Raw genomic sequence first — 24,566 nt, forward strand, 5'->3', positions numbered from 1 at the left:
GCGAAATCAGCGCCCTCACCCATGCGTTTCCCGGCAGATGCCGCCAGATCCAGCCGTACATGCCGTCCCTTCCGTCACGTACGGGAAGGCCTCCCTCGCCGTACCGCACCAGACTAACGGCGCAGTGCCTCCGGTTTCCCGGCCTCCACGGGCTGGGTCGCATCCAGATGCGCCCAGGCGATCAGCCGGTGGCTGTGGCCCCACTCTGGTTCGCAGGTCGTAAGGGTGAGGTAACGTCCCGGGCCGTCATAGCCGGATTTGCGCGGCACGGGATCAATGACACCGATGTCGCCGGGGAGCGTCTTGTAGGGCTTCTTGTCGATGCGGTACGTGAACCAGGTCGAGCCGTCGGTCAGTACGACGGGGTCGCCCGGGCGCAGTTCCGGGAAGTCCTTGAAGGGGTCCCCGTAGGTGCGGCGGTGGCCCGCCACGGAGAAGTTGCCCTTCTGGCCGAGCCGGGCCGTGGAGGCGTAATGGCCGAGGCCCTTCTTGAGGATGTCGGTTCCGGTGCCCTGGAGCACGGGCTTGTTCCACGTGAAACCGAACCGCGGGATGTACATCACGGCGAAGGCCTTGCCGTCCTGGTAGGCGGCGGGCTCCTTCGGCGAGCTCTCGGCCGCCCCGTCGTCCGTACCCTCGCCGTCCGCGCCCTTACCGCCCGTCCCCGCGGCGACCGCGCCCTGCGCCCACTGGTCCTGCAGCTTGTCGATCTGGCTGTCCATGGCGTTGTCGGCCTTCACGCCGGTCCAGAACAGGACGTACACGACAAAGAGCACGATCAACGTACCGACGGTGATGCACAGTTCGCTGAACGACCTGATGAGCACACGCACGGACACAGGACGGTCCCTCCCCAGGGGTTGATCCGCCGTTCTCCACGGCCTCGGCAGCCGCTACCGCCGCAAGAGCCTCTACTCCACGGGCTTCGCGTGGTGGAGATCCACTGTGCCCGAGTAGCCGGGAAGAGTCACCGCCCCGTCGTCGTCCACTTTCCAGCCGAGTCCGTACGCGTTGACGTACAGCATGTAGTTCTGGATCTCGGGCGAGGCCGCGAGGGCGGTCTTGAGCTTGTCGGTGTCACCGACCGCGGTGACCTTGTACGGCGGGGAGTAGACCCGGCCCTGGAGGATCAGCGTGTTGCCGACGCAGCGCACGGCGCTCGTGGAGATCAGGCGCTGGTCCATGACCTTGATGCCCTCGGCGCCGCCCTGCCAGAGGGCGTTCACCACGGCCTGGAGGTCCTGCTGGTGGATGACGAGGTCGTTGGGCTGGGGCTCGGGATAGCCGGGGAGCTTGGCGGTGGCGTTGGGCGGGGCATCGGCGAGGGTGACCGTGACCGCGTCGCCGTTCAGCTTCTTGGTGCCGGCGTTCTCCTCGAGCGCCTTGAGCCGGGCGTCGTCGGCCTTGGTGCTGCCGCTGTCGCGCTGGGCCAGCGATTCGACGTCGTCGCGCAGTGTGCCGTTGGACTCATCCAGCGCGCCGTTCTTGTGGCTGCGCTCCTGAATGAGGTCCGAGAGTTTCAGCAGAGAGGCGTCGGTGCGGATGTTGGTGCCCTTGGCCGTGTTGAAACTGGTGAAGAAGATCAGCCCGGCAAGGGCGAAAACAGCACCCGTAAGCACCCGAACCGGACGCCATCGGGGGCGACGACCGGCACCTTTGTGGGAGTCGGGAGAATTGCTCAACGTACCCTTATCTCCTTCAGCGCCGCGGAAGCACTACGCTAACGGACGCCCGGGGGAGGGTTCAGCTCCCTGTAGTGCCCCGCCCGGCGCCAGCCCACAGTTACCTGCGCGGCCACGCAGCGCATCGACAGGAGAAACCCTCGTGCCGAAGTCACGTATCCGCAAGAAGGCAGACGACTACACCCCGCCGCCCTCCAAGAAGGCGACGGCCATCAAGCTGACCAACCGCAGCTGGGTCGCTCCGGTGATGCTGGCGATGTTCCTCATCGGGCTCGCCTGGATCGTCGTCTTCTACGTCACGGACGGCAAGCTGCCGATCGACCCGCTGGGCAACTGGAACATCGTGGTCGGCTTCGGCTTCATCGCCGCGGGGTTCGGCGTCTCCACGCAGTGGAAGTAGGGCCCGGACCCGGGTAGGACGAACGCCCCGAGCGCAAGCCCTGCCCTGAGTTATCCACAGCGCTATCCACATGGGGAAAAGGTCTGAAGATCTGTGGATAACCTTCAGCCGGTTGACGCCGGTGTGACTGGCCCACCGGTTCCCTGTTCGCCGCTCGCCCCTTGTCCTTCCTGGGGAAACCCAGGTCAGGGACAAGGGGCACGGTTGTTCCCCACAACATGCACAAGATCCACCACCCGCTGTGGACAACGTGGGTACGTCAGGTGAGCTGCCCGGTCCGTACGAGGACCATGACCACAGCCACGACCAGCACCAGCGCACAGCTGCCGTACTGGATGAGGTTCCGCCGCTCGCGGGGCGCGTGGACCATCGCGTAGCCGACGATGACACCGCCGACGAGCCCGCCGACGTGGGCCTGCCAGGCGATGTTGGGCCACCAGAAGGTGATCACCATGTTGATCGCCAGCAGCGCGATCACCGGCCGCATGTCGTAGTTCAGCCGCCGCATCAGGATGGCGGTCGCGCCGAACAGCCCGAAGATCGCGCCGGAGGCCCCGACCGAGGGCCGGAACGGCTCTTCGAGCAGATACGTCAGCGCACTGCCCGCGATCCCGGACACCGCGTAGAGCGCGAGGTAGCGGACCCTGCCGAGGGCCGCTTCGAGCGGGCCGCCGATCCACCACAGGCTGAGCATGTTGAAGGCGATGTGCATGTAGCTGCTGTGCAGGAACATCGCCGTCACCAGGCGGTACCACTGCCCCTCGGCCACACCCTCGACCGAGCCGAACTCCGGGACGAAGGCGCGCCCCAGCAGGTCGAACCGGTCGGTGAAGCGGTCGCCGACCGCCAGCTGCACCAGGAACAGGGCGAGGTTCAGCCCGACCAGGACCTTGGTGACCAGGCGCGGGTCGGCGGTGATCGCCCCGCCCGCGACCGTGCGCGGCTGGTTGGCCTCCGGCGCGTGACCGGTGCCCGAACCACCGCGGACGCACTCCGGGCACTGGAAGCCGACCGAGGCACTGATCATGCACTCGGGGCAGATGGGGCGCTCGCAGCGCGTGCAGGTGATGCCGGTCTCACGGTCCGGATGCCGGTAGCAGCCGGGCAGGCCCGACGCCCCTTGCGACTCCTGCGGGCTGCCTGGCGCCTGGTCCATGGGGTCCCCTCAAATCTCCGTACGAAGGCACTGTGGCGGCACACGTGGCAACGCACCGCCCCGCCCTTCCTTACGGACGGGCGGGGCGGATTGGTTCCCTCGCGGTACGCGCAGGTCAGGCGTCGCGGGTCTCGACGACCACGGACTCGATGACCACGTCGTTGACCGGGCGGTCGGTGCGCGGGTTGGTCTGAGCGGCAGCGATCGCGTCCACGACCTTCTTGCCGGCGTCGTTGCTGACCTCACCGAAGATCGTGTGCTTGCGCGTCAGCCACGCCGTCGGCGACACAGTCACGAAGAACTGCGAGCCGTTGGTACCCGGGCCGGCGTTGGCCATGGCCAGCAGGTACGGCTTGTCGAAGGCCAGGTCGGGGTGGAACTCGTCCTCGAACTCGTAGCCCGGACCACCCGTGCCGTTGCCCAGGGGGTCACCGCCCTGAATCATGAAACCGCTGATCACCCGGTGGAAGACCGTGCCGTCGTACAGCCGGTCCGTCGTCTTCTTGCCGGTCGCAGGGTGAACCCACTCGCGCTCGCCCTGGGCGAGCTCAACAAAGTTCTTGACCGTCTTGGGCGCGTGGTTCGGCAGAAGCCGGACCTCGATGTCGCCCTGGTTGGTCTTCAGGGTGGCGTAAAGCTGCTCAGCCACGATCTGCCTTCCGTTGTCTTCTGTGACCCCCCGATCCTCGCACGGACCGGATTGGGACGAGTAGCCACCGAGTGGGCGCGCGTCGAAGCGATTCGTGGCATTGTCGGCCAAGAGCTCTTGTTGCACCGATTCGATCGAATTGAACGGACCGCGCCGATCGATCGGCGGAGCAGAGATCTTTTCCTTGTTCAGAGTGGATTCGGAGATTGGCCGGCGTCAGATCCCATGACCCGGATGCCCGCCCTCGCATGCCTTGGAGCGATCCGGAAGGCATGATCGTTGAAAGGGTGGAAAGGTGACAGACCTATACGCCACCGAGGAGGAGGATCCCGTGACCCGCATCGACAGCGTGCGCGCCGCGACCGGCTCGGCCAAGGACAGCGTGCGTCACGCCGCGGACGCGGTGGCACCCTATGCCGACACGGCCAAGGACCGGGCCACCCAGTACGCCCACGAGGCCCGCGTACGGCTCGCGCCCAAGGTGTCGCAGGCCGCCCAGCAGGCTGCTGAGCAGGCCCGTGTCCAGTACGGTGCCCACGTCGCACCCCGCGTCGAGCAGGCCCGCACGCATGTGCCGCCGAAGGTCGACCACGCCGCGCACGAAGCCGCTGCCCGCACCCGCAAGGCCGCCCGCCAGGCCGCCGACTACTCCAAGCCCCGGATCGAGCAGGCGGTCGCCGCCGCACAGCCCGTCCGTGACGAGGCCGCGTCCCGTGGCACCGCGGCCCTCGCCGCGCTGCGCGGCCAGGTCTCGGCGAAGGAAGTCCAGCGGCTGACCCGCAAGCACGAGCGCCGGGCCAGGGCGGGTCGCCTCGCCAAGGGCCTCGCCGTGCTCGGCATCCTCGCGGGCGGTGCCGTCGTCGCGTGGAAGTGGTGGGACAAGCAGGCCAACCCCGACTGGCTGGTCGAGCCGCCCGCGGCCACGGAGGTCCCGGACAGCACGCCGCTGACGTCGGTCGACGGCTCCGGCCAGACATCCCTCGACCCCGAGGTCCAGGCCAAGCAGGCCGAGGCCGAGGCGACGGACCGCGACAAGCGGGGCTAGTGCCTGAGCCCCTGAGTGCCTGAGTGCGCCAGTACGCAGAATGACGCCGTGGGGCGGGAGGCCATCTGAGTCTCCCGCCCCACGGTGTTTCACGTGAAACACCGCCCCAGACCCGCTCGACCCTCACCACTGGACGACCAACCGGGGGAGGACAGCCAACCGGTGGACGACAACCACGGGCAGATGGACATGGACGAGGACCTCTCCGCCTTCACCGCACTCGCGGACCCCTCCGTGTACGTGGTCACCGCGGCGTCGGACGGACGACGTGCGGGCTGCCTGGTCGGCTTCGCGGGCCAGTGCTCCCTGGACCCCGTCCGCTTCGCCGTATGGCTCTCCAAGGCCAACCACACCTACGGCGTCGCCCTGACCGCACGCACCTTGGCCGTCCACCTGCTGCCACGCCACCGGCACGACCTCGCCCAACGCTTCGGATCGCTCTGCGGCGCGGAGACCGACAAGTTCGCCGGCCTGGCCCGGCACGAGGGGCCGGACGGCACCATCGTCCTGACTGACGCCCTGGCCTGGTTCGCCGGACGCGTCCACGACCGCTTCGACGGAGGCGACCACGTCGCCTTTCTCCTGGACCCGCTCGCCGTCCACACCCCGGCCGCACCCGGCGGCCACACCTCGCTGACCCTGCACGACGCGAGCGACATCACGGCCGGCCACCCCGCGTAAGCCCGGTCCTGTGCGCCCGTCACCTGCCCGTCACACGAGAAAGAGCCCCTCTGACCTGCGTTTCCACAGATCAGAGAGGCTCTCCGCGATGTGGAGCCTAGGGGAGTCGAACCCCTGACATCTGCCATGCAAAGACAGCGCTCTACCAACTGAGCTAAGGCCCCGTACGCGATACGACGGACCGGAAGAATCACCTCCCGGCGTGCATCGCAGACCAGAGTACCGGGTCACCCCCCAGATCTCGCAAAAGGATTGGGGGTCCCGGTCCACGACCACGCTCCGTAAGATGCACGACGTGGTTCGCGGCAGCGAACCACGGTCTTAGGGGAAGCGATGGGGAGACGCAATGGACGCCGCACAGCAAGACACCACCGCGAGAGCACGGGAGCTCCAGCGGAACTGGTACGGGGAGCCGCTGGGGGCGCTCTTCCGACGCCTCATCGATGATCTGGGCCTGAACCAGGCACGCCTCGCCGGAGTCCTCGGACTGTCCGCGCCCATGCTGTCCCAGCTGATGAGCGGTCAGCGCGCGAAGATCGGCAATCCCGCGGTCGTCCAGCGCGTCCAGCTCCTTCAGGAACTGGCGGGCCAGGTCGCGGACGGCAGTGTGAGCGCCGCCGAGGCCACCGACCGCATGGACGAGATCAAGAAGTCCCAGGGCGGCTCCGTCCTCACCAACACCGCGCAGAACGCGACCAGTTCGGGCGCACCCACCGTCAAGCGCGTGGTGCGCGAGATCCAGTCACTGCTGCGCTCGGTGGCGGCGGCCGGCGACATCATCGATGCCGCCGACTCCCTCGCCCCGACCCACCCCGAGCTGGCAGAGTTCCTCCGGGTGTACGGCGCCGGGCGCACCGCGGACGCGGTCGCCCACTACGAGGCGCACCAGAGCTGAGCCGTCGACCGGGCCGCCGCGCGGCCCGGAAGGGGAGCGGAGCGCGACCATGGGTGAGGTCTTCGCCGGCCGGTACGAACTGGTCGACCCGATCGGGCACGGAGGAGTCGGAGCCGTCTGGCGCGCCTGGGACCACCGGCGACGCCGGTACGTGGCCGCCAAGGTCCTTCAACAGAGCGACGCGCACTCCCTGTTGAGGTTCGTGCGGGAACAGGCCCTGCGGATCGACCACCCCTATGTGCTCGCGCCCGCCAGCTGGGCCGCCGACGACGACAAGGTCCTGTTCACCATGGACCTGATCGGCGGCGGCTCGCTGGCCCATGTCATCGGGGACTACGGCCCGCTGCCGCCCCGCTTCGTCTGCACCCTGCTCGACCAGCTCCTCTCCGGTCTCGCGGCCGTCCATGCCGAGGGCGTCGTGCACCGTGACATCAAACCGGCCAACATTCTGCTGGAGGCCACCGGTGCCGGGCGCCCTCATCTGCGCCTGTCGGACTTCGGTATCTCGATGCGCAAGGGCGAGCCCCGGCTGACCGAGACCGACTACGTGGTGGGCACGCCCGGCTACTTCGCCCCCGAGCAAATGCTGGGCGCCGAACCGGACTTCACCGCGGACCTCTTCGCCGTGGGCCTGGTCGCCCTGTACCTCCTGGAGGGTGCCAAGCCGGATGCCAAGGCGCTGATCGAGTACTTCGCCGAGCACGGCACGCCACGCGCCCCACAGGGCATCGCCGAGCCCCTCTGGCAGGTCATCGCCACCTTGCTCCAGCCCGATCCCCAGACGCGCTTCCGCACCGCCACGGGCGCGCGCAAGGCACTGGCCTCGGCCACGGAGATGCTGCCCGAGCCCGGCCCCGACGACGAACTGATCGAGATCTTCGACCAACTGGCCCCGCTCCCCACGGGATTCGGCCCCGATGGCCCCCTCACACGTCCGCCACGGCCCCGGCCTGGCCACGCGCCCAGCCATGAACCCCGCCACGCACTCGACTTCCCGCCCGCTCAAGCCCCCGATCTGCCGCCCGCCAACACCCCCCGCCACGCGGCCGCCGTCCACACGCACGGTCAGGCGTCGCACTCCGCTACGGGCCACGCCATACCCGGCGCATCCTCGACACCGCCCCCGCAGACACCGCCCCCGCCCCCGCCGACACAGCCCGCACTCGCACCGCTCACGCCGTCGTCGACTCCGACCCCCTCACCGGTACCGGATTCGGCTCCCCCACCGGCGCACGGCCCGGCCCTCTGGACGACTCAGACTCCGGCTCCCGCACCGCCTCCGACACCGACGCAGGGCTCTCAGGGCTCGCCGGACCCTCAGGGCTTCACACAGACCCCCACTCCCACGCCGCCCACTCCCACGCCGCCCACTCCGACTCCGTATCCGGCGCATGCTCCGTATCCGGCGCGAGCTCCGATGCGGCCCTCCGGCACCTCGGACACCGGCAGCTTCCACCTGCCCCCGCCCGTGCAACCACCTCAGCCGCCCCAGCCGTCCACTCCCCCCACTCCGATGCCACTGCGGGCACCCATACCTGACCCTCGGCCCGAACCCACGCATGTGCCCTCCCCTCATCAGGCCGCGCACCAGGTCACGTCACCCACGCCTCCCCACGGCCCCGCACAAGCCGTGACGTCCTCGGCGTACCGCGCCCCTGCCTCTACTTATCCATACACCGCTCACGCCACCCAGGTTCCGTCCTCGAAACCACCCATTCCCCAGCCCCTCGCCACGGCCCTTCACGCCCGGCAGAAACGCCCCGGACCACCCGCGAAGGTCGCGGCGCCGATGCTGCTCGTCGCGCTGGCCTGCCTCGCGATCGGCGTCTGGGCGCTCACCCAGCTCTGAGCGAGGCTCTGAGACAGCCCTTGCGCGAGCCCCTGAGAGAGCCTCTGAGAGAGCTCTCTCACCAGTCCCGGGGCGGGCCGAACCGCGCAGGCGCGTCCGCGGTCCCGGCTTCGGACGAAGGCGATTCCGAAGCCGTGTCCACACCACTGGCACGGACACCACTGGCACGGACACCGCTGGCACGGACACCAGCACCACCGCTGCCACCACCCGCACCAGCACCCGCGCCTGCACCGGCCGCAGCCATGGCCACGGCCTCGGTCCTGTCCGCCCTGCGCCGAGCGACCAGCGTCCACACGCCGAGAATCCCCAGGAGCACCACGCCGACGCCGATCCCTCCGGCCGCGAGCACCACCATGAGCCCGTCGCCGCGTCTACCGGGCTCGTCCCCGACCCCGACCGCCGTCTCCCCCCGCTGCGCCGCCTCCGTGTCCCGCTCCGAGACCCCGAAGTCATCGGCGGGCCGGGGCGATCCCGCGTACGAGGGCCCGGGCCGTGGCGATCCCTCGACGTCCACCCGCAGCGTCAGCTCCAGCGGGTCCTCGCCGAACTTGGCCCCGACGGCCGGGTTGAGATGGACCGACACGTAGTACCAGCCGGCGAACCGCATCGCTGCCACCTCGTCGGTGGGGGCGAAACGATTCTCGTAAGCGACCGGCGGCAGCGGATCCAGCGACCCCGACTTCTGCTTGCCGTCGTACGCGGTGTCGATGTCCTCGATCTGGGCCCGCACCGGATTGTGCAGCGACGTGACCAGCGCGGACGAGACGTATCCCGTGTCCCGCACCGTCCCACGCCCCACGCCACCCGTGCCCCCGCCCGTGCCCCCACCCGTGTCCGCGATCCCGCTCGCACTGCCGAGCTCGGCCGTGACCGAGAGCTGCTGCCCCCAGTCGACCGGTACGCGGTAGAAGAGCGTCTCTCCGGGCCTTATGCCGGCGCCCCAGACCCCCCTCTCCAGGCCGCGCGCGGTGGTGAAGCTCGTACCGCCCTCGCGCGTCCTGCGCTCGCCCGAGGGCGGTGCGGGGGTCGCCGAGTCCCACGACTTCGGCGGCTCCGTCTCACTGTCCGCACGCAGCGCGGGTTCTGACGCGACGTGAAGTTCCAGATCCCAGTCGTCCTGGGCACCGGCCCCCGACGCCCTGGTGTGCTCGACGAGCACGTAATACGTACCGGCTCCCGTGCAGCTCTTCTGATCCGGACCGACCCTGCGCGCCGCCGTGGCCGTGATCGGACGGGCACTCTCCGAAGAGCCGAACCGCGCCGCCTCCGACTCCAGGGGACTGCAGTTGTTGCCGTCGGAGTCCTGCACGGACACCTCGACACCGTCGGCGTAGGAAACCCTCGTGCCGGCCTTCGGGATCGCGGTGACCGAGACGTACGCGCTGTCGTCGGCCCCGAGCTCCAGACGGTAGAAACGCTGCCCCACGCGCGGGAGGGCACTTTTGTACGTCTTCCCGGGGCTGAGCCGGTGCCCCTCCACATTGCTCGTCGCGCCCTCGACCGTCTCGGCGCCCTCGGCGAACGCGTACGGCTCGGGCGCCCCCGCGGCCGCGGCCTGCGGCTCGGAAAGCGCTGCCACCGCGCACAGAGCGGCCAGCACAGACACCGCCCGGCCACGGCCTCGCTCCGCCGCTCTTCGGCACCCGCCCAGCCGCCGCCCCATCACGCGCCACCCCTCGTCGCGAACCCAGCCGTCCCACCCATCCCGACCGTCCTGCCCGCCCGACGCGACGCGGACACCACCACGAACCCGCCACCGCCACAACCGCGCCACCCGGACATTCGCTTAAGCAAGCATTTTATTCACTTATGCGAATACTGGCAGGAGTGCCGCCCCGGAACAGCACAAGGCCCCGGCCGCAAAAGCGACCGGGGCCTGTGAAGTGACTGTTGTCGATACTCACGAACCCGTGGGCACGGAGTCAGTCGCCTCCGTCCACAGATCCTGCTCGGCGCGATCCGCCTGGATCTGGCGGTACACGAGGAGCCCGCCGATGGCGGCCAGTGCGACCAGGAGAAGCTTCTTCACCGCGCGACCTCGTCTTTCCTTGACGTAGGGGACTTCTGGCGCCCGACTATACACACCGAGCGATATCGATCGGTGACCTGGATCCGCCTCAACTCCCGCCCCGTACACAGCAATCGAAACGGACCCGGGAACTCCAGGCTGATCCGATCCACTGTGACTTTCGCCGCTTTACCCCCTTCTCGGCCCCCTTGCGGCCATCCGGGTGGTGTTCATCTGAACATCGACGCGGCGCGAGCGTCGGTCCCCCACTCTCGGCCCGGCATACACATCATGAGGAAAGTACGCAAATCGCCCAACCCGAATTGAGGGGCCATGACCGGCAACAAGGCCATGAAACTGTGGACCACGATCGTCACCGCCTTCCTCGCGCTCTTCGCCGCGCTGGGACTCACCACGACGGCCACCGCGGCCACGGCGGTACAAGAGACCACGAACACGCGCAACACGACGGTGTGCGAACCCACAGCGGCGATGGCGGCCCTCTGGTCCGCGGCGTACGAACGGTCGTTGCCCCCGACGATGAAGCAGCGCATCCGCGCCGAGGCCCACGGGTCGTCCCCCAGCTGCCGGCACCTGCCCCCGACGGACACGGAAGCCGAGGCTGAGACCACTGCTCAAGAAGCCGGGCTCGCCGCAGAGCCGTAATCCCGGGCCCACCCCCAGGGCACACGCCCTCCCCAGCTTCAGAAGACCCCCGGCCACCACAGGCCGGGGGTCTTCTCGCATGTGCGCGGGGGCCTGCAGCAGCGGCGACACCGCGTACCCCGACGCGCGTCGGCGCTGTGTCGCTGGTGCTGTGCCGCCGGTGCTGTGTCCGCCCTGGCCGCCACACCCTCTTCCCCACCCCTGACAGGGCACGGCAGGTAGCAGAGGGAGAAGCAAAAGCACCAAAGCGCGGGCACACACAGGCAGGCACAGAGGCACAGACAGGCGTAGGCACAGCCGTCATTACGGGAACGCCCTCCCCCAGAAACGCCAGAACCCCCAACCGAATCGGTTGGGGGTTCCGTGCTGGTGGGGCTAACAGGATTTGAACCTGTGGCCTCATCCTTATCAGGGATGCGCTCTAACCAACTGAGCTATAGCCCCGCCGCGCTGCGGTATGTCCCGCGCGCTGACCTCTGAAGATTAGCGCACCTGGGGGCCAGTCCCAAAATCGATACCCGCGCGCGGGGGAGCAGCCGCTACTCGTCCTCGGCCAGGGTCAGCTCGACGCCGCCCACGAAGCCCGCGGAGAGGTTGTAGATGAAGGCGCCCAGCGTCGCCAGCGCGGTCGCCAGGACGACGTCGATGACCGCGATGACCGACGCGAACATCAGTACGCGCGGCAGCGACAGGAAGGACTGCAGGTCGAAGCCGTTGGACTCGTTCGAGCCCGTGGCCTCGGAAATCGTGCCGCCGACCGTCGAGAAGACGCCCATCGCGTCCATGACCATCCACAGGACGGCCGCCGCGACGATCGTGCAGATGCCGAGCGCGATGGAGAGCAGGAAGCTGACCTTCATCACCGACCACGGGTCGGCCTTGGCCACCCGGAGCCGGGCCTTGCGGGTGCGCGGCGTCGTGCGCGCCCCGGTGCGCGGGCGCCGCACCGCGCCCTGCTGCCCGCCCTGCTGATACGCCTGCGGCGGGTGATACGGCTGGGACGACTGCTGCTGAGGCTGTCGCTCCCCTGGCAGGGGCCCACCGCTCTGCGTGCCCTTTCCGGCCGCGTACGACGTGTCGTACTGGCCGGAGGCCTGACCAGAAGTCCCCGGCCCTCGGGTGTCCGTCACAGTCCCCCCCTGGGATCCATGAGACTTGTCGGAGTCGTGTGCATCAGTGGCGGAGCCACGGGCACCGTCCGTGCCGGTGGTGCCGGTCCTGTTCGCCCCGGCGCCCGTGGCTCCACTCACGATGACTCACTCCTCGCGCTACTCGGCCGAGGAGTCCGTGCCCTCGTCCGTACCGTCGGCCGGCTCGGCACCGTCCGATTCGTCGACGACGATGTCTCCGTCGACTTCTTCGGCTTCGCGCCCGGCCTCGGCGTTACGAGCGATACCGACCACGGCATCGCGCTTGCCCAGGTTGATCAGTTGGACGCCCATGGTGTCACGGCCCGTCTCCCTGACCTCGTTGACTCGCGTACGAATCACACCGCCGGACAGCGTGATGGCGAGGATCTCGTCGGTCTCCTCGACCACCAGGGCACCGACGAGCTCTCCACGGTCCTCCACGATCTTGGCGGCCTTGATGCCGAGGCCACCGCGACCCTGGACGCGGTACTCGTCGACGTTGGTCCGCTTCGCGTACCCACCGTCGGTGGCGGTGAACACGAACGTACCCGGGCGGACGACATTCATCGAGAGCAGCTCATCGCCGTCGCGGAAACTCATTCCCTTGACACCTGAAGTGGCGCGGCCCATCGGGCGGAGCGCGTCGTCCGTTGCGGTGAACCTGATCGACTGGGCCTTCTTGCTGATGAGCAGCAGGTCGTCCTCGGACGAGACGAGCTCGGCGCCGATCAGCTCGTCGTCCGAACCGTCGTCCGTCTCGCGGAGATTGATGGCGATGACGCCACCGGAGCGAGGCGAGTCGTAGTCCTTGAGCGGGGTCTTCTTTACGAGGCCGCCCTTGGTGGCGAGCACCAGGTAGGGCACCGCTTCGTAGTCACGGATCGCGAGGATCTCGGCGATCTGCTCGTCCGGCTGGAAGGCGAGGAGGTTCGCCACGTGCTGGCCGCGGGCGTCGCGTCCGGCGTCGGGGAGCTCGTATGCCTTGGCGCGGTAGACACGGCCCTTGTTGGTGAAGAACAGCAGCCAGTGGTGTGTCGTCGACACGAAGAAGTGGTCGACGATGTCGTCCTGCTTCAGCTTCGTGCCGCGCACGCCCTTGCCGCCGCGCTTCTGCGAGCGGTAGTCCTCCGTCTTGGTGCGCTTGATGTAGCCACCGCGCGTGATGGTGACGACGATGTCCTCTTCGGCGATCAGGTCCTCCATGGACATGTCGCCGTCGAAGGGCACCAGGGCGGAGCGACGGTCCTCGCCGAACTTGTCGACGATCGCCGCGAGCTCCTCGCTGATGATCTGGCGCTGCTTCTCGGGCGAGGCCAGGATCGCGTTGTACTCGTTGATCTTCGTCTGGAGCTCGTCGTGCTCGGCGACGATCTTCTGGCGCTCCAGGGCCGCGAGGCGGCGCAGCTGCATCTCGAGGATGGCGTTGGCCTGGATCTCGTCGATCGACAGGAGGCCCATCAGGCCCTCGCGCGCGACGTCGACGGTCTGGCTGGCCCGGATGAGCGCGATGACCTCGTCGATGGCGTCCAGGGCCTTCAGGAGGCCACGCAGGATGTGCGCGCGCTCCTCGGCCTTGCGCAGCCGGTACTTCGTCCGCCGGACGATGACCTCGACCTGGTGGGTGACCCAGTGCCGGATGAAGGCATCCAGCGAGAGGGTGCGCGGCACGCCGTCGACCAGGGCCAGCATGTTGGCGCTGAAGTTCGACTGCAGGTCGGTGTGCTTGTAGAGGTTGTTCAGCACGACCTTGGCGACCGCGTCCCGCTTCAGGACGATGACCAAGCGCTGGCCGGTGCGCGAGGACGACTCGTCGCGGACGTCGGCGATGCCGCCGACCCTGCCGTCCTTGACCAGGTCGGCGATCTTCTGCGCGAGGTTGTCGGGGTTGGTCTGGTAGGGGAGTTCGGTGACCACCAGGCACTGGCGGTTCTGGATCTCCTCGACCGCGACGACCGCGCGCATCGTGATGGAGCCACGGCCCGTGCGGTACGCCTCCTCGATGCCCTTGCGGCCCACTACTAGTGCGCCGGTCGGGAAATCGGGGCCCTTGATGCGCTCGATCAGCGCGTCGAGCAGTTCCTCGTGCGAGGCCTCGGGGTGCTCCAGGGCCCACTGCGCGCCCGCCGCGACCTCGCGGAGGTTGTGCGGCGGGATGTTGGTGGCCATGCCGACCGCGATGCCCGCCGAGCCGTTGATCAGCAGGTTCGGGAAGCGCGCCGGCAGAACCGTCGGCTCCTGGTTGCGGCCGTCGTAGTTGTCCGTGAAGTCGACGGTCTCCTCGTCGATGTCACGGACCATCTCCATGGCAAGCGGCGCCATCTTGCACTCGGTGTACCGCATGGCGGCGGCCGGGTCGTTGCCCGGGGAGCCGAAGTTGCCGTTGGAGTCCACCAGCGGCATCCGCATCGACCACGGCTGGGCGAGGCGCACCAGGGCGTCGTAGATGGAGGAGTCGCCGTGCGGGTGGTACGTGCCCATGACGTCACCGACGACGCGGGCGCACTTGTAGAAGCCCTTCTCGGGGCGGTAGCCACCGTCGTACATCGCGTACAGGACGCGACGGTGGACGGGCTTCAGGCCGTCCCGTACGTCGGGCAGCGCGCGGGACACGATGACGGACATCGCGTAGTCGAGATAGGAGCGCTGCATCTCCGTCTCGAGCCCGACGGGCTCGACACGCATGCCCACGCCGGGAACGGCGGGCTCCTCTTCGGGCATCACAGGGGTGTTCTCGTCGGCCATTGCTGGTCAAAGTCCTTTCGAGGTGCGGCTCGTACGGGCCGACTCAGATGTCGAGGAAACGGACGTCCTTGGCGTTGCGCTGAATGAACGAGCGCCGTGCCTCGACGTCCTCTCCCATCAGCACCGAGAAGAGGTCGTCGGCCTGTGCCGCGTCGTCCAGGGTGACCTGGCCGAGCACGCGGTGTTCCTGGTCCATCGTGGTGATGCGCAGCTCCTCGGCGTTCATCTCGCCGAGGCCCTTGAAGCGCTGGACCGAGTCGTCCTTGATGCGCTTGCCGGCCTGGCGGCCGAGCTCCACCAGGGCGTCGCGCTCGCGGTCCGAGTACGCGTACTGGAAGTCGTCCCGCGACCACTTGATCTTGTAGAGCGGCGGACGCGACAGGTAGATGTGCCCAGCCTCGACCAGCGGCCGCATGAAGCGGAACAAGAAGGTCAGGAGCAGCGTGTTGATGTGCTGACCGTCGACGTCGGCGTCCGCCATCAGGATGATCTTGTGATAGCGGAGCTTCTCGATGTCGAAGTCCTCGTGCACACCGGTGCCGAAGGCGGAGATCAGCGCCTGGACTTCCTGGTTGTGCAGGATCTTGTCGACGCGGGCCTTCTCGACGTTCAGGATCTTGCCTCGGATGGGCAGGATCGCCTGGTACATCGGGTTGCGGCCGGACTTCGCCGAACCACCGGCGGAGTCACCCTCGACGATGAAGATCTCGCACTTCGTCGGGTCGTTCGACTGGCAGTCGCTCAGCTTGCCCGGCAGCGACGCCGTCTCCAAGAGCCCCTTGCGGCGGGTCAGGTCGCGCGCCTTGCGGGCGGCCACCCGCGCGGTGGCGGCCTGGATGCCCTTGCGGATGATGTCCGCGGCCTCGTTCGGGTTGCGGTCGAACCAGTCCGTGAGGTGCTCGTGCACGACCTTCTGGACGAAGGTCTTCGCCTCGGTGTTGCCCAGCTTGGTCTTCGTCTGGCCCTCGAACTGGGGCTCGCCCAGCTTCACCGAGATGATCGCCGTCAGACCCTCGCGGATGTCCTCGCCCGTGAGGTTGTCGTCCTTCTCGCGAAGGAGCTTCTTCTCGCGCGCGTAGCGGTTCACCAGACCCGTCAGCGCGGCCCTGAAGCCCTCTTCGTGCGTACCGCCCTCGTGCGTGTGGATGGTGTTCGCGAAGGAGTACACGCCCTCGGTGTACTGCGAGTTCCACTGCATCGCGATCTCGGCCGAGAGCATGCGCTCCTTGTCCTCGGCCTCCACGTCGATGACGGTGGGGTGGATGACCTCGCCCTTGCGGGAGTTGAGGTACTTCACGAAGTCGACGATGCCGCCTTCGTAGTGGTACGTCACCGTACGGACCTCGTCGTCGGCCGACTCGGCCGTGTCCGCACCGGCCGTCGCCTTGGCCGACTCACGCTCATCCGTGAGGTTGATGGTCAGACCCTTGTTGAGGAACGCCATCTCCTGGAAGCGCCGCGCGAGCGTCTCGAAGGAGTACTCGGTCGTCTCGAAGACGTCCGGGTCGGCCCAGAAGGTGACCGTGGTGCCCGACTCGTCGACCGCTTCGTGCTTGGCCAGCGGAGCGGTCGGCACGCCCAGCTTGAAGTCCTGGGTCCAGCGGAAGCCGTCGCGCTTGATATCGACCGAGAGCTTGGTGGAGAGCGCGTTCACGACCGAGACGCCGACGCCGTGCAGACCACCGGAGACGGCGTAGCCGCCGCCGCCGAACTTGCCGCCCGCGTGCAGGACGGTCAGGACGACCTCCACCGCGGGCTTCTTCTCCACGGGGTGCATGTCGACGGGGATGCCGCGGCCGTTGTCGATGACACGCACACCGCCGTCGGCGAGGATCGTGACGTCGATGGTGTCGGCATGCCCGGCGAGGGCCTCGTCGACGGAGTTGTCGACCACTTCCTGCACCAGGTGGTGCAGGCCACGCTCACCGGTCGAACCGATGTACATGCCGGGTCGCTTGCGGACCGCGTCCAAACCCTCGAGGACGGTGATCGCGCTGGCGTCGTACGAGGGTGTGACCTCGCCGTTCGCGCCGGCGGCGGTGGACGGGATGTTCTCGTTGGGGTTGCCGGAATCGGCCACGAAGCGCCCTTTCTGGCACAGCACAAGCCAAGCTCCCGGCGGTGGCCGGAGCGGCTGCGTCGTTCAGCGATAGTCAGCGTTGCTCGGTGCGTCCCACAAGTGGGGCGGGATTAGCTTCCAGTCTACCGGTAGCGCTGACAGTGATGGGGGTTTGCCGGTACCTGAGTCCGCATGTGCCGCCCTGAACCGTCCTCGGCCGACTCCCCATATGCGGCCCAGGGCTCCAGAAGGCTCACAGCGGCACTCAGCGCTTTGGGACGTCAACCGCCAGCTACCGCCGCCGACGGCCTCAGCCGTAGGTGTCGCCGGGGCCCGTGCTGCCGGGTGCGCGCAAGGGTCCGAAGCGGCGCGCGGGACCTCCGGGGCCGAGCACCTTGATGAGGCGCACGGTGCCGTGTCCCAGGTCCTCGTTGAGGCGCGCGACCAGCTGCGGAGCCATCAGCCGCAGCTGGGTCGCCCACGCAGTGGAGTCGCACTGGACGGTCAGGACGCGGTCGTCCTCGTCGTACTTCTGCGGGACGCAGTGGTTGGCGAGGTCGTCGCCGACGATCTGCGGCCAGCGGCCCATCACGCCGCCCACCGCCGCCGGCGTCTCCCAGCCGCGCTCGGTGATCAGCCGGTTGATCGCGGAGCCGAGCGGCAGCGGGTCGCGCCCGTCGGCGCGCGCGCCGGACCGCAGTCCGCCGCGCCGCGCCTGCTTCTTCTGCTGCGCCGCGTCCCCACGCGCGCGTGCCTGTTCCTTCGCGGCACGCAGGGCGACCCGGGCGAGGTCGACGCCGGAGGGCTCGGGCGTCTTCGCGGCCCCCTCGGAGCCGGTGCCGGAGCCCTGGGCACCCCCCTCGGGCAGCTCTTCGGCGCTCACGCGCGCTCCACCGCGCCGTCCGACACCGCATAGCGCGTGCCGGCCAGCACACCCGGCACGTCGTCGTCCACGGCGGCGGTGACCAGGACCTGCTCGCCGGGGGCCACCAGCTCCGCGAGGCGCTCCCTGCGGCGCGCGTCCAGCTCGGCGAAGACGTCGTCGAGGACGAGCACCGGCTCATTGCCCTCGGCCCTCAGCAGGTCGTACGAGGCCAGGCGCAGCGCCAGCGCGTACGACCAGGACTCGCCGTGGCTCGCGTACCCCTTCGCGGGCAGCTGGCCCAGCTTGAGCACCAAGTCGTCGCGGTGCGGACCCACCAGCGTGACGCCCCGCTCGATCTCCTGCTTGCGGGCCTCTTCCAGGGCGGCCATCAGCTGTTCGTGGAGCGCCTCGCGCGTGTGCCCGTCGCCGGACGCCGAGGGCTTGTACTCCAGGGAGACGGGTCCGCCGCCGGGTGCCAGCTGTTCGTACGCCTTGTCGGCCAGCGGCTGCAGCACCGCGATCAGGTCGAGCCGCTGGGCGAGCAGCTCGGCGCCCGCGCGCGCGAGGTGCTGGTCCCAGACGTCGAGCGTGGAGAGGTCCATGGAGCGTCCGCCGTGGCGGCGGGCCAGGGCGGCCGACTTCAGGAGGGTGTTGCGCTGCTTCAGGACGCGGTCGTAGTCGGACCGGACGCCCGCCATGCGCGGGGAGCGCGCGGTGATCAGCTCGTCGAGGAAACGCCGGCGCTCGCCGGGGTCCCCCTTGATCAGCGCGAGATCCTCCGGTGCGAACAGGACCGTACGCACGATCCCCAGCACGTCACGGGGCCTGACCTGCGACGATCTGTTGATGCGGGCGCGGTTCGCCTTGCCGGGATTGAGCTCGAGCTCGATCAGCTGCTGCCGCTCGCCCTGGCGGACCTGGGCCCTGATGACGGCGCGCTCGGCGCCCATGCGCACCAGCGGGGCATCGGATGCGACCCGGTGGCTGCCGAGCGTGGCGAGGTAGCCGACGGCCTCCACGAGGTTGGTCTTGCCCTGGCCGTTCGGGCCCACGAACGCGGTGACGCCCGGGTCGAGAGGGACCTCGACCCGGGCGTACGAGCGGAAGTCGGCGAGGGACAGATGCGTGACGTGCATGGTGTGCGCCGACCTCCCCCGGCCTACTTCATCGCTGAGAGGCCTGTGCACAACGGCTGTGGTTGCGCACAGGCTGTGGATCAGTTCTCGCTCTTGGACTCGACCGCGTGGCCGCCGAACTGGTTGCGCAGCGCGGCGATCATCTTCATCTGCGGGGAGTCGTCCTGGCGCGAGGCGAACCGGGCGAAGAGCGAGGCCGTGATCGCGGGCAGCGGCACGGCGTTGTCGATGGCGGCCTCGACCGTCCACCGGCCCTCTCCGGAGTCCTGCGCGAAGCCGCGCAGCTTCTCCAGGTGCTCGTCGTCGTCCAGGGCGTTGACCGCGAGGTCGAGCAGCCAGGAACGGATGACCGTGCCCTCCTGCCAGGAGCGGAAGACCTCACGGACGTCCGTGACGGAGTCGACCTTCTCCAGGAGCTCCCAGCCCTCGGCGTAGGCCTGCATCATGGCGTACTCGATGCCGTTGTGGACCATCTTTGAGAAGTGGCCCGCTCCGACCTTGCCCGCGTGGACCGAACCGAAGTCGCCCTCGGGCTTGAGCGCGTCGAAGACCGGCTGGACCTTCGCGATGTCCTCGGCGTCGCCGCCGTACATCAGCGCGTAGCCGTTCTTCAGGCCCCAGACGCCGCCGGAGACACCGCAGTCGACGAAGCCGATGCCCTTGGCCTTCAGCTCCTCGGCGTGCTTCTCGTCGTCCGTCCAGCGGGAGTTGCCGCCGTCCACGACGACGTCGCCGGGCTGCAGCAGCTCGGCCAGCTCGTCGATGGTGGACTGGGTCGCGGCCCCGGCCGGGACCATCACCCACACCACTCGCGGACCCTTGAGCTTGCCGACCAGCTCTTCGAGACTGGCGACGTCCGCGACGTCCGGGTTGCGGTCGTATCCGATGACGGTGTGACCTGCGCGGCGGATGCGCTCGCGCATGTTGCCGCCCATCTTGCCGAGGCCGACGAGACCGAGCTCCATCAGAGGTTCCTTCACTAGCGAGGTGGCGTTACGGCACTTTCGTACCTGCGTCCGAGCCTACGCCCGGACGCACGCACACACCTGTGGGCTCAGCCGCTCAGACGTACAGGCATGATCAGGTACTTGTAGGCCTCGTCCGCCTCCGCGTCCAGGGCCGGCCTGCCGCTCAGGAGCGCGGGCTTCGTCGACGTCGTGAACGACAGCTGGGCGACCGGCGAGTCGATCGCGCTCAGGCCGTCGAGCAGGAACGTCGGGTTGAAGGCGATCGAGACGTCGTCGCCCTCGAGCTGGGCGTCGACCCTCTCCACAGCCTGTGCGTCGTCGCTGGAGCCTGCCTCCAGGATCAGCACGCCCTGCTCGAAGCTGAGCCGCACCGGAGTGTTGCGCTCGGCCACCAGGGCCACGCGCTTCACGGCCTCGACGAACGGGGCGGTCTCGATGACCGCGATCGAGTTGAACTCCGTGGGGAAGAGCGTCTTGTACTTCGGCAGGTCGCCCTCGAGAAGACGCGTGGTCGTACGCCGTCCCGCGCCCTCGAAACCGATCAGGCCCTCGCCGGCACCCGACCCGGACAGCGCCAGGGTGACCGTGTCGCCGCTCGTGAGCGCCTTGGCGGTGTCCAGGAGCGTCTTGGCGGGGACCAGGGCCACCGCGGACGCCTCGGGGTTCTCCGGCTTCCACAGGAACTCACGGACCGCGAAGCGGTAGCGGTCGGTGGAGGCCAGGGTGACCGTGTCGCCCTCGATCTCGATGCGCACACCCGTCAGCACCGGCAGCGTGTCGTCGCGGCCCGCGGCGATGGCGACCTGCGCGGCGGCGGAGGCGAAGACCTCACCGGGGACGGTGCCCGTGGCGGTCGGCATCTGCGGCAGTGCGGGGTACTCCTCCACAGGAAGCGTGTGGAGTGTGAAGCGCGAGGAGCCGCAGACCACCGTCGCCCGTACACCGTCTGTGGAGATCTCCACCGGACGGTTGGGGAGCGCACGGCAGATGTCCGCGAGGAGCCGACCGGACACGAGGACCGTGCCCTCTTCGTCGATCTCCGCGTCCACCGATACGCGTGCCGAGACCTCGTAGTCGAAGCTCGACAGGCTCAGCGCGCCTTCCTCGGCCTTCAGCAGCAGTCCCGCGAGCACGGGCGCAGGCGGCCGGGCCGGGAGGCTGCGCGCCGCCCAGGCCACCGCCTCCGCGAGTACGTCGCGTTCAACCCGGATCTTCACCGTTAGCCGCCCTCCTGCTGTTGCTGGCTGCTCTCGCCCGCTGGGCCAGTGGCCCTCGTCGTCTGACTCGGTGTCTCTCAGCCATGCCGTGGGAAGGACACCGGGGAACAGTCTGACGCACCGCACTGACAGTCGTTGCCTGTCGGGGTCAAGTCGTGGCGAGCGGTGTCGGGCCACCGGAGAGCAAGTTGTGCACAGCCCCCCCTTCGAAACGATTTCCCCGGTCTCTCTAGTTGTCAGTAGTAGTAGGGGCTGTGGAAACCGTGGATAACCGCGAAAGCGCAGGTCAGCACCGGTTTTTTATCCACTGAGCCTGTGGGCGGCACCCGTGGACAACCGGTGGTTTCTGTGGACGGGCGAAAGTTCTGCACACCCGATGCACAGGGAGGGGCGACTTCTCCCCAGCGCTGTCCCCAGCTTTACCCAGCTTCCCCACAGGCCAACCGACCACCTTGGTGTGACGCCTTTCACTCGACACGGTGAGAGGGCGCGTCGCGTTGCCGAACAGTGGACAGCCGTGTGGAGAAGCTGAAGAAAGCTGGGGACAACGAGCCCGAGCCTGTGGGCCGCCGGTGGACAACTTCATGCACAGCCTGTGGATGAGTTTTTTCTCCACAGGCTGTGGAGAGTCTTCGTCCACGAATCCACAGGCTGTTGACCTGGCCTGATGATCTCTCAGCAGGGTCCCCTGTGGACAGTGTCTGGACAACTTCCCAGTCCCCAGGGTGTGGAGGGGAGAAAGTGCCCAGATCTGTGGAGAACAGCCGCCTGAGCAGGGGAAATCGAACAGCGGGCCCGGTCGTACGACGCCTCTGTGCGGTCGCGAGAAGGCCCGGCGGACCTCAAAATGCCGTTCTCGACGTCGCACGCGCGGCTCTCGACGCCTTCCACGCGCGCGTGAGGATGCCTCTGGGCAAAGAAGAGGGCGCCCCAGGAGGTGTCCTGGAGCGCCCTCGGTGACGTGTCCCGGCGGCTCTGTCCGTGGGAGCTGTGTGCCCCAGGAGCCCTGCCTCCGGGAGCTGTCAGCCGTTCTTGATGCGGTTGGTGAGCTCGGTGACCTGGTTGTAGATCGAGCGGCGCTCCGCCATCAGCGCGCGGATCTTGCGGTCGGCGTGCATCACCGTCGTGTGGTCGCGGCCGCCGAACTGCGCGCCGATCTTCGGCAAGGAGAGGTCCGTCAGCTCGCGGCAGAGGTACATCGCGATCTGGCGTGCCGTCACCAGCACGCGGCTGCGCGAGGATCCGCAGAGGTCGTCCACGGTCAGCCCGAAGTAGTCCGCCGTCGCGGCCATGATGGCCGGGGCCGTGATCTCCGGTGAGGCGTCCTCGCCGCCGGGGATCAGGTCCTTGAGAACGATCTCGGTAAGCCCCAGGTCCACCGGCTGCCGGTTCAGCGACGCGAACGCGGTGACCCGGATCAGCGCGCCCTCCAGCTCGCGGATGTTCCGCGAGATGCGCGAGGCGATGAACTCCAGCACCTCCGGCGGGGCGTTGAGCTGCTCCTGCACCGCCTTCTTGCGAAGGATCGCGATACGCGTCTCCAGCTCCGGCGGCTGGACGTCGGTGATCAGTCCCCACTCGAAGCGGTTGCGCAGCCGGTCCTCCAGGGTGACCAGCTGCTTGGGCGGCCGGTCGCTGGAGAGAACGATCTGCTTGTTCGCGTTGTGGAGCGTATTGAAGGTGTGGAAGAACTCCTCCTGCGTCGACTCCTTGTCCGCGAGGAACTGGATGTCGTCGACGAGCAGGATGTCCATCTCGCGGTATCGCTTGCGGAAGCTGTCGCCCTTGCCGTCGCGGATGGAGTTGATGAACTCGTTGGTGAACTCCTCCGAGCTCACGTACCGCACGCGCGTGCCGGGATAGAGGCTGCGGGCGTAGTGCCCGATCGCGTGCAGCAGGTGCGTCTTGCCGAGCCCCGACTCCCCGTAGATGAAGAGGGGGTTGTACGCCTTCGCCGGCGCCTCGGCGACGGCGACCGCGGCCGCGTGGGCGAAACGGTTCGACGCGCCGATGACGAAGGTGTCGAAGAGGTACTTCGGGTTGAGGCGCGCGGTGGGCTCGCCGGGCCCCGTCGCGGGCGCCGGCTGCGCGGCCAGCGGGCCGGGGGCGCCGCTCGACGAGGTGGGACCGACCGGGCCGCCCCGGTGCACGCCGTGACCGCCGTGGCTGGCGCCCCGGTGACCGCCGGGCGGCTCGGACATGTCGTGACGCTCGCGCCGGTCCTGCTGCTCGGACCGCTGCTGCTCGTACGGCGAGCGGTCCTGCGGCGGCTGCGAGCGGTAGTCGTGCTGCGGCTGCTGGACCGGGTTCGCGTACGGGTCGCGCTCGGGGAAGCCGAGCCGCGGCTGCTGCCAGCCGTAGTCGTCCTGGCGCTGGGGCTGCGGCCAGGCGCCGGGGCCCGGGCGCTGGTAGTCGGGGTAGGCGGGCCGTGCGGTCGGCATCTGGTCGGACCGGGAGCCGCCCTGGTGCTCGTCCTGGCGGTCCTGACGGTGCCCGTAGCTGTCGTACGGGTCACGGCCCTGACCGGAGGAGGGGGACAGCTCGGGCTCCTCGTAGCGCTGCTGGTGCGACTGCTGAGGAGCGGGCTGCTGATGAAGGGGCGGCGCAGGCGGGCCCATCGGTTCGCCCACGGAGTCGTCGACCGTGATGGCGATACGGATCGGACGGCCGCACTCACGGCTCAGGGTCTCGCTGACCACGGGGGCGAGCCGGCCTTCCAGTACGCCCTTGGCGAATTCGTTCGGAACGGCGAGGAGCGCGGTGTCGGCGACGAGCGCCAGGGGCTGGCAGCTCCGCAGCCACCGCTCGTCCTTCGCCTCGACGCCCTGCCCGCGGCCCTCACCCAGCAGATGTTCCAGAACTCGTGGCCACACTGCGGCAAGATCGGCAGGTACGTCAGCCACAGGGCACGCTCTCTCACGGGGTCCCACGAACGTGTGGTTCCTGGGACGGAAATCGGGATGGGGAGGGGGAAGGGTGCGAATCGGAGTTCCGTCACGGTAGTCAGGGCGACGGGTGCGGTTCAAGTTGTTGTCCACAGGCTGTGCACAGTGTCTCTCCCTGACGGCCGGTTTGACCGGATGGCGTAGCCCCGCGTACCGTAAACAGGTCGAGTTGTCGATGGCTGCTGCCGCCTGCCTCCGATGGGCAAAGATCACGATCTGTGATTGTGAAGCGGTGCACTCGGTGCGTATTCGCGAGCTTCTCGTGGGCGCACGGTGACAGCCAGGCGATGTCCCGCCACCAACGAGTCTTTTCTGGAGCCCCCGAGTGAGCAAGCGCACCTTCCAGCCGAACAACCGTCGTCGCGCCAAGACCCACGGCTTCCGCCTGCGGATGCGCACCCGTGCCGGTCGCGCGATTCTCGCGAACCGTCGTGGCAAGGGTCGCGCCAGCCTGTCCGCCTGATCTCAGT

At 68.6% G+C, this 24,566-nt stretch carries 21 protein-coding genes and 2 tRNA genes; 7 read left to right on the forward strand and 16 right to left on the reverse strand.

What is annotated here, in order from left to right:
- Positions 1 to 113 precede the first annotated feature (113 nt).
- Positions 114 to 833 carry a class E sortase gene (locus ACZ592_RS10635; protein WP_471581414.1) on the reverse strand — a complete coding sequence of 240 codons (720 nt, stop codon included), beginning with the start codon at positions 831 to 833 and terminating at the stop codon, positions 114 to 116.
- A 78-nt stretch (positions 834 to 911) separates the two neighbouring features.
- Positions 912 to 1,682, reverse strand: a complete 771-nt coding sequence (locus ACZ592_RS10640; RefSeq protein WP_471581145.1) for a DUF881 domain-containing protein — start codon at positions 1,680 to 1,682, stop codon at positions 912 to 914.
- A 142-nt stretch (positions 1,683 to 1,824) separates the two neighbouring features.
- On the opposite strand from ACZ592_RS10640, the gene crgA reads away from it, so the two are divergent.
- Positions 1,825 to 2,082: a cell division protein CrgA gene (crgA, locus tag ACZ592_RS10645; RefSeq protein WP_356260983.1), complete on the forward strand. Its 258-nt coding sequence runs from the start codon at positions 1,825 to 1,827 to the stop codon at positions 2,080 to 2,082.
- Between the two features lie 259 nt (positions 2,083 to 2,341).
- Here the strand turns inward: crgA and ACZ592_RS10650 are convergent, their stop codons facing one another.
- Complete coding sequence (locus tag ACZ592_RS10650; RefSeq protein ID WP_471581146.1) at positions 2,342 to 3,238, reverse strand: rhomboid family intramembrane serine protease; 897 nt, start codon at positions 3,236 to 3,238, stop codon at positions 2,342 to 2,344.
- 115 nt (positions 3,239 to 3,353) lie between these two features.
- Positions 3,354 to 3,887: a peptidylprolyl isomerase gene (locus tag ACZ592_RS10655; protein WP_471581147.1), complete on the reverse strand. Its 534-nt coding sequence runs from the start codon at positions 3,885 to 3,887 to the stop codon at positions 3,354 to 3,356.
- A gap of 331 nt (positions 3,888 to 4,218) precedes the next feature.
- On the opposite strand from ACZ592_RS10655, the gene ACZ592_RS10660 reads away from it, so the two are divergent.
- Entirely contained in the window at positions 4,219 to 4,932 is a 714-nt protein-coding gene (locus ACZ592_RS10660) for a DUF5324 family protein (RefSeq protein WP_471581415.1), read from the forward strand.
- A gap of 162 nt (positions 4,933 to 5,094) precedes the next feature.
- Positions 5,095 to 5,613: a flavin reductase family protein gene (locus tag ACZ592_RS10665; RefSeq protein WP_471581148.1), complete on the forward strand. Its 519-nt coding sequence runs from the start codon at positions 5,095 to 5,097 to the stop codon at positions 5,611 to 5,613.
- A gap of 91 nt (positions 5,614 to 5,704) precedes the next feature.
- On the opposite strand, the gene ACZ592_RS10670 is transcribed toward ACZ592_RS10665, so the two are convergent.
- Positions 5,705 to 5,777 (reverse strand) — tRNA-Ala (locus ACZ592_RS10670).
- Positions 5,778 to 5,959: 182 nt separating this feature from the next.
- Here ACZ592_RS10670 and ACZ592_RS10675 point away from each other — a divergent pair.
- Together ACZ592_RS10675 and ACZ592_RS10680 are read left to right on the forward strand one after the other, a co-directional pair.
- On the forward strand, positions 5,960 to 6,508 hold the full coding sequence (locus tag ACZ592_RS10675; protein ID WP_471581149.1) for a helix-turn-helix domain-containing protein: 549 nt from the start codon (positions 5,960 to 5,962) through the stop codon (positions 6,506 to 6,508).
- Positions 6,509 to 6,557: 49 nt separating this feature from the next.
- On the forward strand, positions 6,558 to 8,357 hold the full coding sequence (locus ACZ592_RS10680; RefSeq protein ID WP_471581150.1) for a serine/threonine-protein kinase: 1,800 nt from the start codon (positions 6,558 to 6,560) through the stop codon (positions 8,355 to 8,357).
- A gap of 58 nt (positions 8,358 to 8,415) precedes the next feature.
- On the opposite strand, the gene ACZ592_RS10685 is transcribed toward ACZ592_RS10680, so the two are convergent.
- Complete coding sequence (locus ACZ592_RS10685) at positions 8,416 to 9,939, reverse strand: hypothetical protein (protein WP_471581151.1); 1,524 nt, start codon at positions 9,937 to 9,939, stop codon at positions 8,416 to 8,418.
- A gap of 321 nt (positions 9,940 to 10,260) precedes the next feature.
- Complete coding sequence (locus tag ACZ592_RS10690; RefSeq protein WP_003999697.1) at positions 10,261 to 10,389, reverse strand: DLW-39 family protein; 129 nt, start codon at positions 10,387 to 10,389, stop codon at positions 10,261 to 10,263.
- A 312-nt stretch (positions 10,390 to 10,701) separates the two neighbouring features.
- On the opposite strand from ACZ592_RS10690, the gene ACZ592_RS10695 reads away from it, so the two are divergent.
- A complete protein-coding gene (locus ACZ592_RS10695) occupies positions 10,702 to 11,034 on the forward strand; it encodes a DUF6344 domain-containing protein (protein ID WP_471581152.1) in 333 nt (110 codons plus the stop codon).
- 367 nt (positions 11,035 to 11,401) lie between these two features.
- Here the strand turns inward: ACZ592_RS10695 and ACZ592_RS10700 are convergent.
- From ACZ592_RS10700 to dnaA, 9 genes are all read right to left on the reverse strand, one after another.
- A tRNA-Ile gene (locus ACZ592_RS10700) sits at positions 11,402 to 11,478 on the reverse strand.
- Positions 11,479 to 11,573: 95 nt separating this feature from the next.
- A complete protein-coding gene (locus ACZ592_RS10705; RefSeq protein ID WP_471581153.1) occupies positions 11,574 to 12,284 on the reverse strand; it encodes a DUF3566 domain-containing protein in 711 nt (236 codons plus the stop codon).
- 18 nt (positions 12,285 to 12,302) lie between these two features.
- Positions 12,303 to 14,906, reverse strand: a complete 2,604-nt coding sequence (gene gyrA, locus ACZ592_RS10710) for a DNA gyrase subunit A (RefSeq protein ID WP_471581154.1) — start codon at positions 14,904 to 14,906, stop codon at positions 12,303 to 12,305.
- A 43-nt stretch (positions 14,907 to 14,949) separates the two neighbouring features.
- Positions 14,950 to 17,010 (reverse strand): DNA topoisomerase (ATP-hydrolyzing) subunit B, encoded by a 2,061-nt coding sequence (gyrB, locus tag ACZ592_RS10715; RefSeq protein WP_471581155.1) that lies wholly within the window; start codon positions 17,008 to 17,010, stop codon positions 14,950 to 14,952.
- Positions 17,011 to 17,275: 265 nt separating this feature from the next.
- Positions 17,276 to 17,833 carry a DciA family protein gene (locus ACZ592_RS10720; protein ID WP_471581416.1) on the reverse strand — a complete coding sequence of 186 codons (558 nt, stop codon included), beginning with the start codon at positions 17,831 to 17,833 and terminating at the stop codon, positions 17,276 to 17,278.
- An 11-nt stretch (positions 17,834 to 17,844) separates the two neighbouring features.
- Entirely contained in the window at positions 17,845 to 18,966 is a 1,122-nt protein-coding gene (recF, locus tag ACZ592_RS10725; RefSeq protein ID WP_471581156.1) for a DNA replication/repair protein RecF, read from the reverse strand.
- Between the two features lie 80 nt (positions 18,967 to 19,046).
- The gene (gnd, locus tag ACZ592_RS10730; protein WP_471581157.1) at positions 19,047 to 19,931 is read right to left on the reverse strand and encodes a phosphogluconate dehydrogenase (NAD(+)-dependent, decarboxylating); all 885 of its coding nucleotides are present in this window, start codon (positions 19,929 to 19,931) and stop codon (positions 19,047 to 19,049) included.
- An 89-nt stretch (positions 19,932 to 20,020) separates the two neighbouring features.
- On the reverse strand, positions 20,021 to 21,151 hold the full coding sequence (dnaN, locus tag ACZ592_RS10735) for a DNA polymerase III subunit beta (protein WP_471581158.1): 1,131 nt from the start codon (positions 21,149 to 21,151) through the stop codon (positions 20,021 to 20,023).
- Positions 21,152 to 22,173: 1,022 nt separating this feature from the next.
- The gene (gene dnaA, locus ACZ592_RS10740) at positions 22,174 to 24,054 is read right to left on the reverse strand and encodes a chromosomal replication initiator protein DnaA (RefSeq protein WP_471581159.1); all 1,881 of its coding nucleotides are present in this window, start codon (positions 24,052 to 24,054) and stop codon (positions 22,174 to 22,176) included.
- Positions 24,055 to 24,421: 367 nt separating this feature from the next.
- On the opposite strand from dnaA, the gene rpmH reads away from it, so the two are divergent.
- A complete protein-coding gene (rpmH, locus tag ACZ592_RS10745) occupies positions 24,422 to 24,559 on the forward strand; it encodes a 50S ribosomal protein L34 (RefSeq protein ID WP_006381191.1) in 138 nt (45 codons plus the stop codon).
- Positions 24,560 to 24,566 lie beyond the last annotated feature (7 nt).

Source organism: Streptomyces sp. NPDC040622, assembly GCF_055593965.1.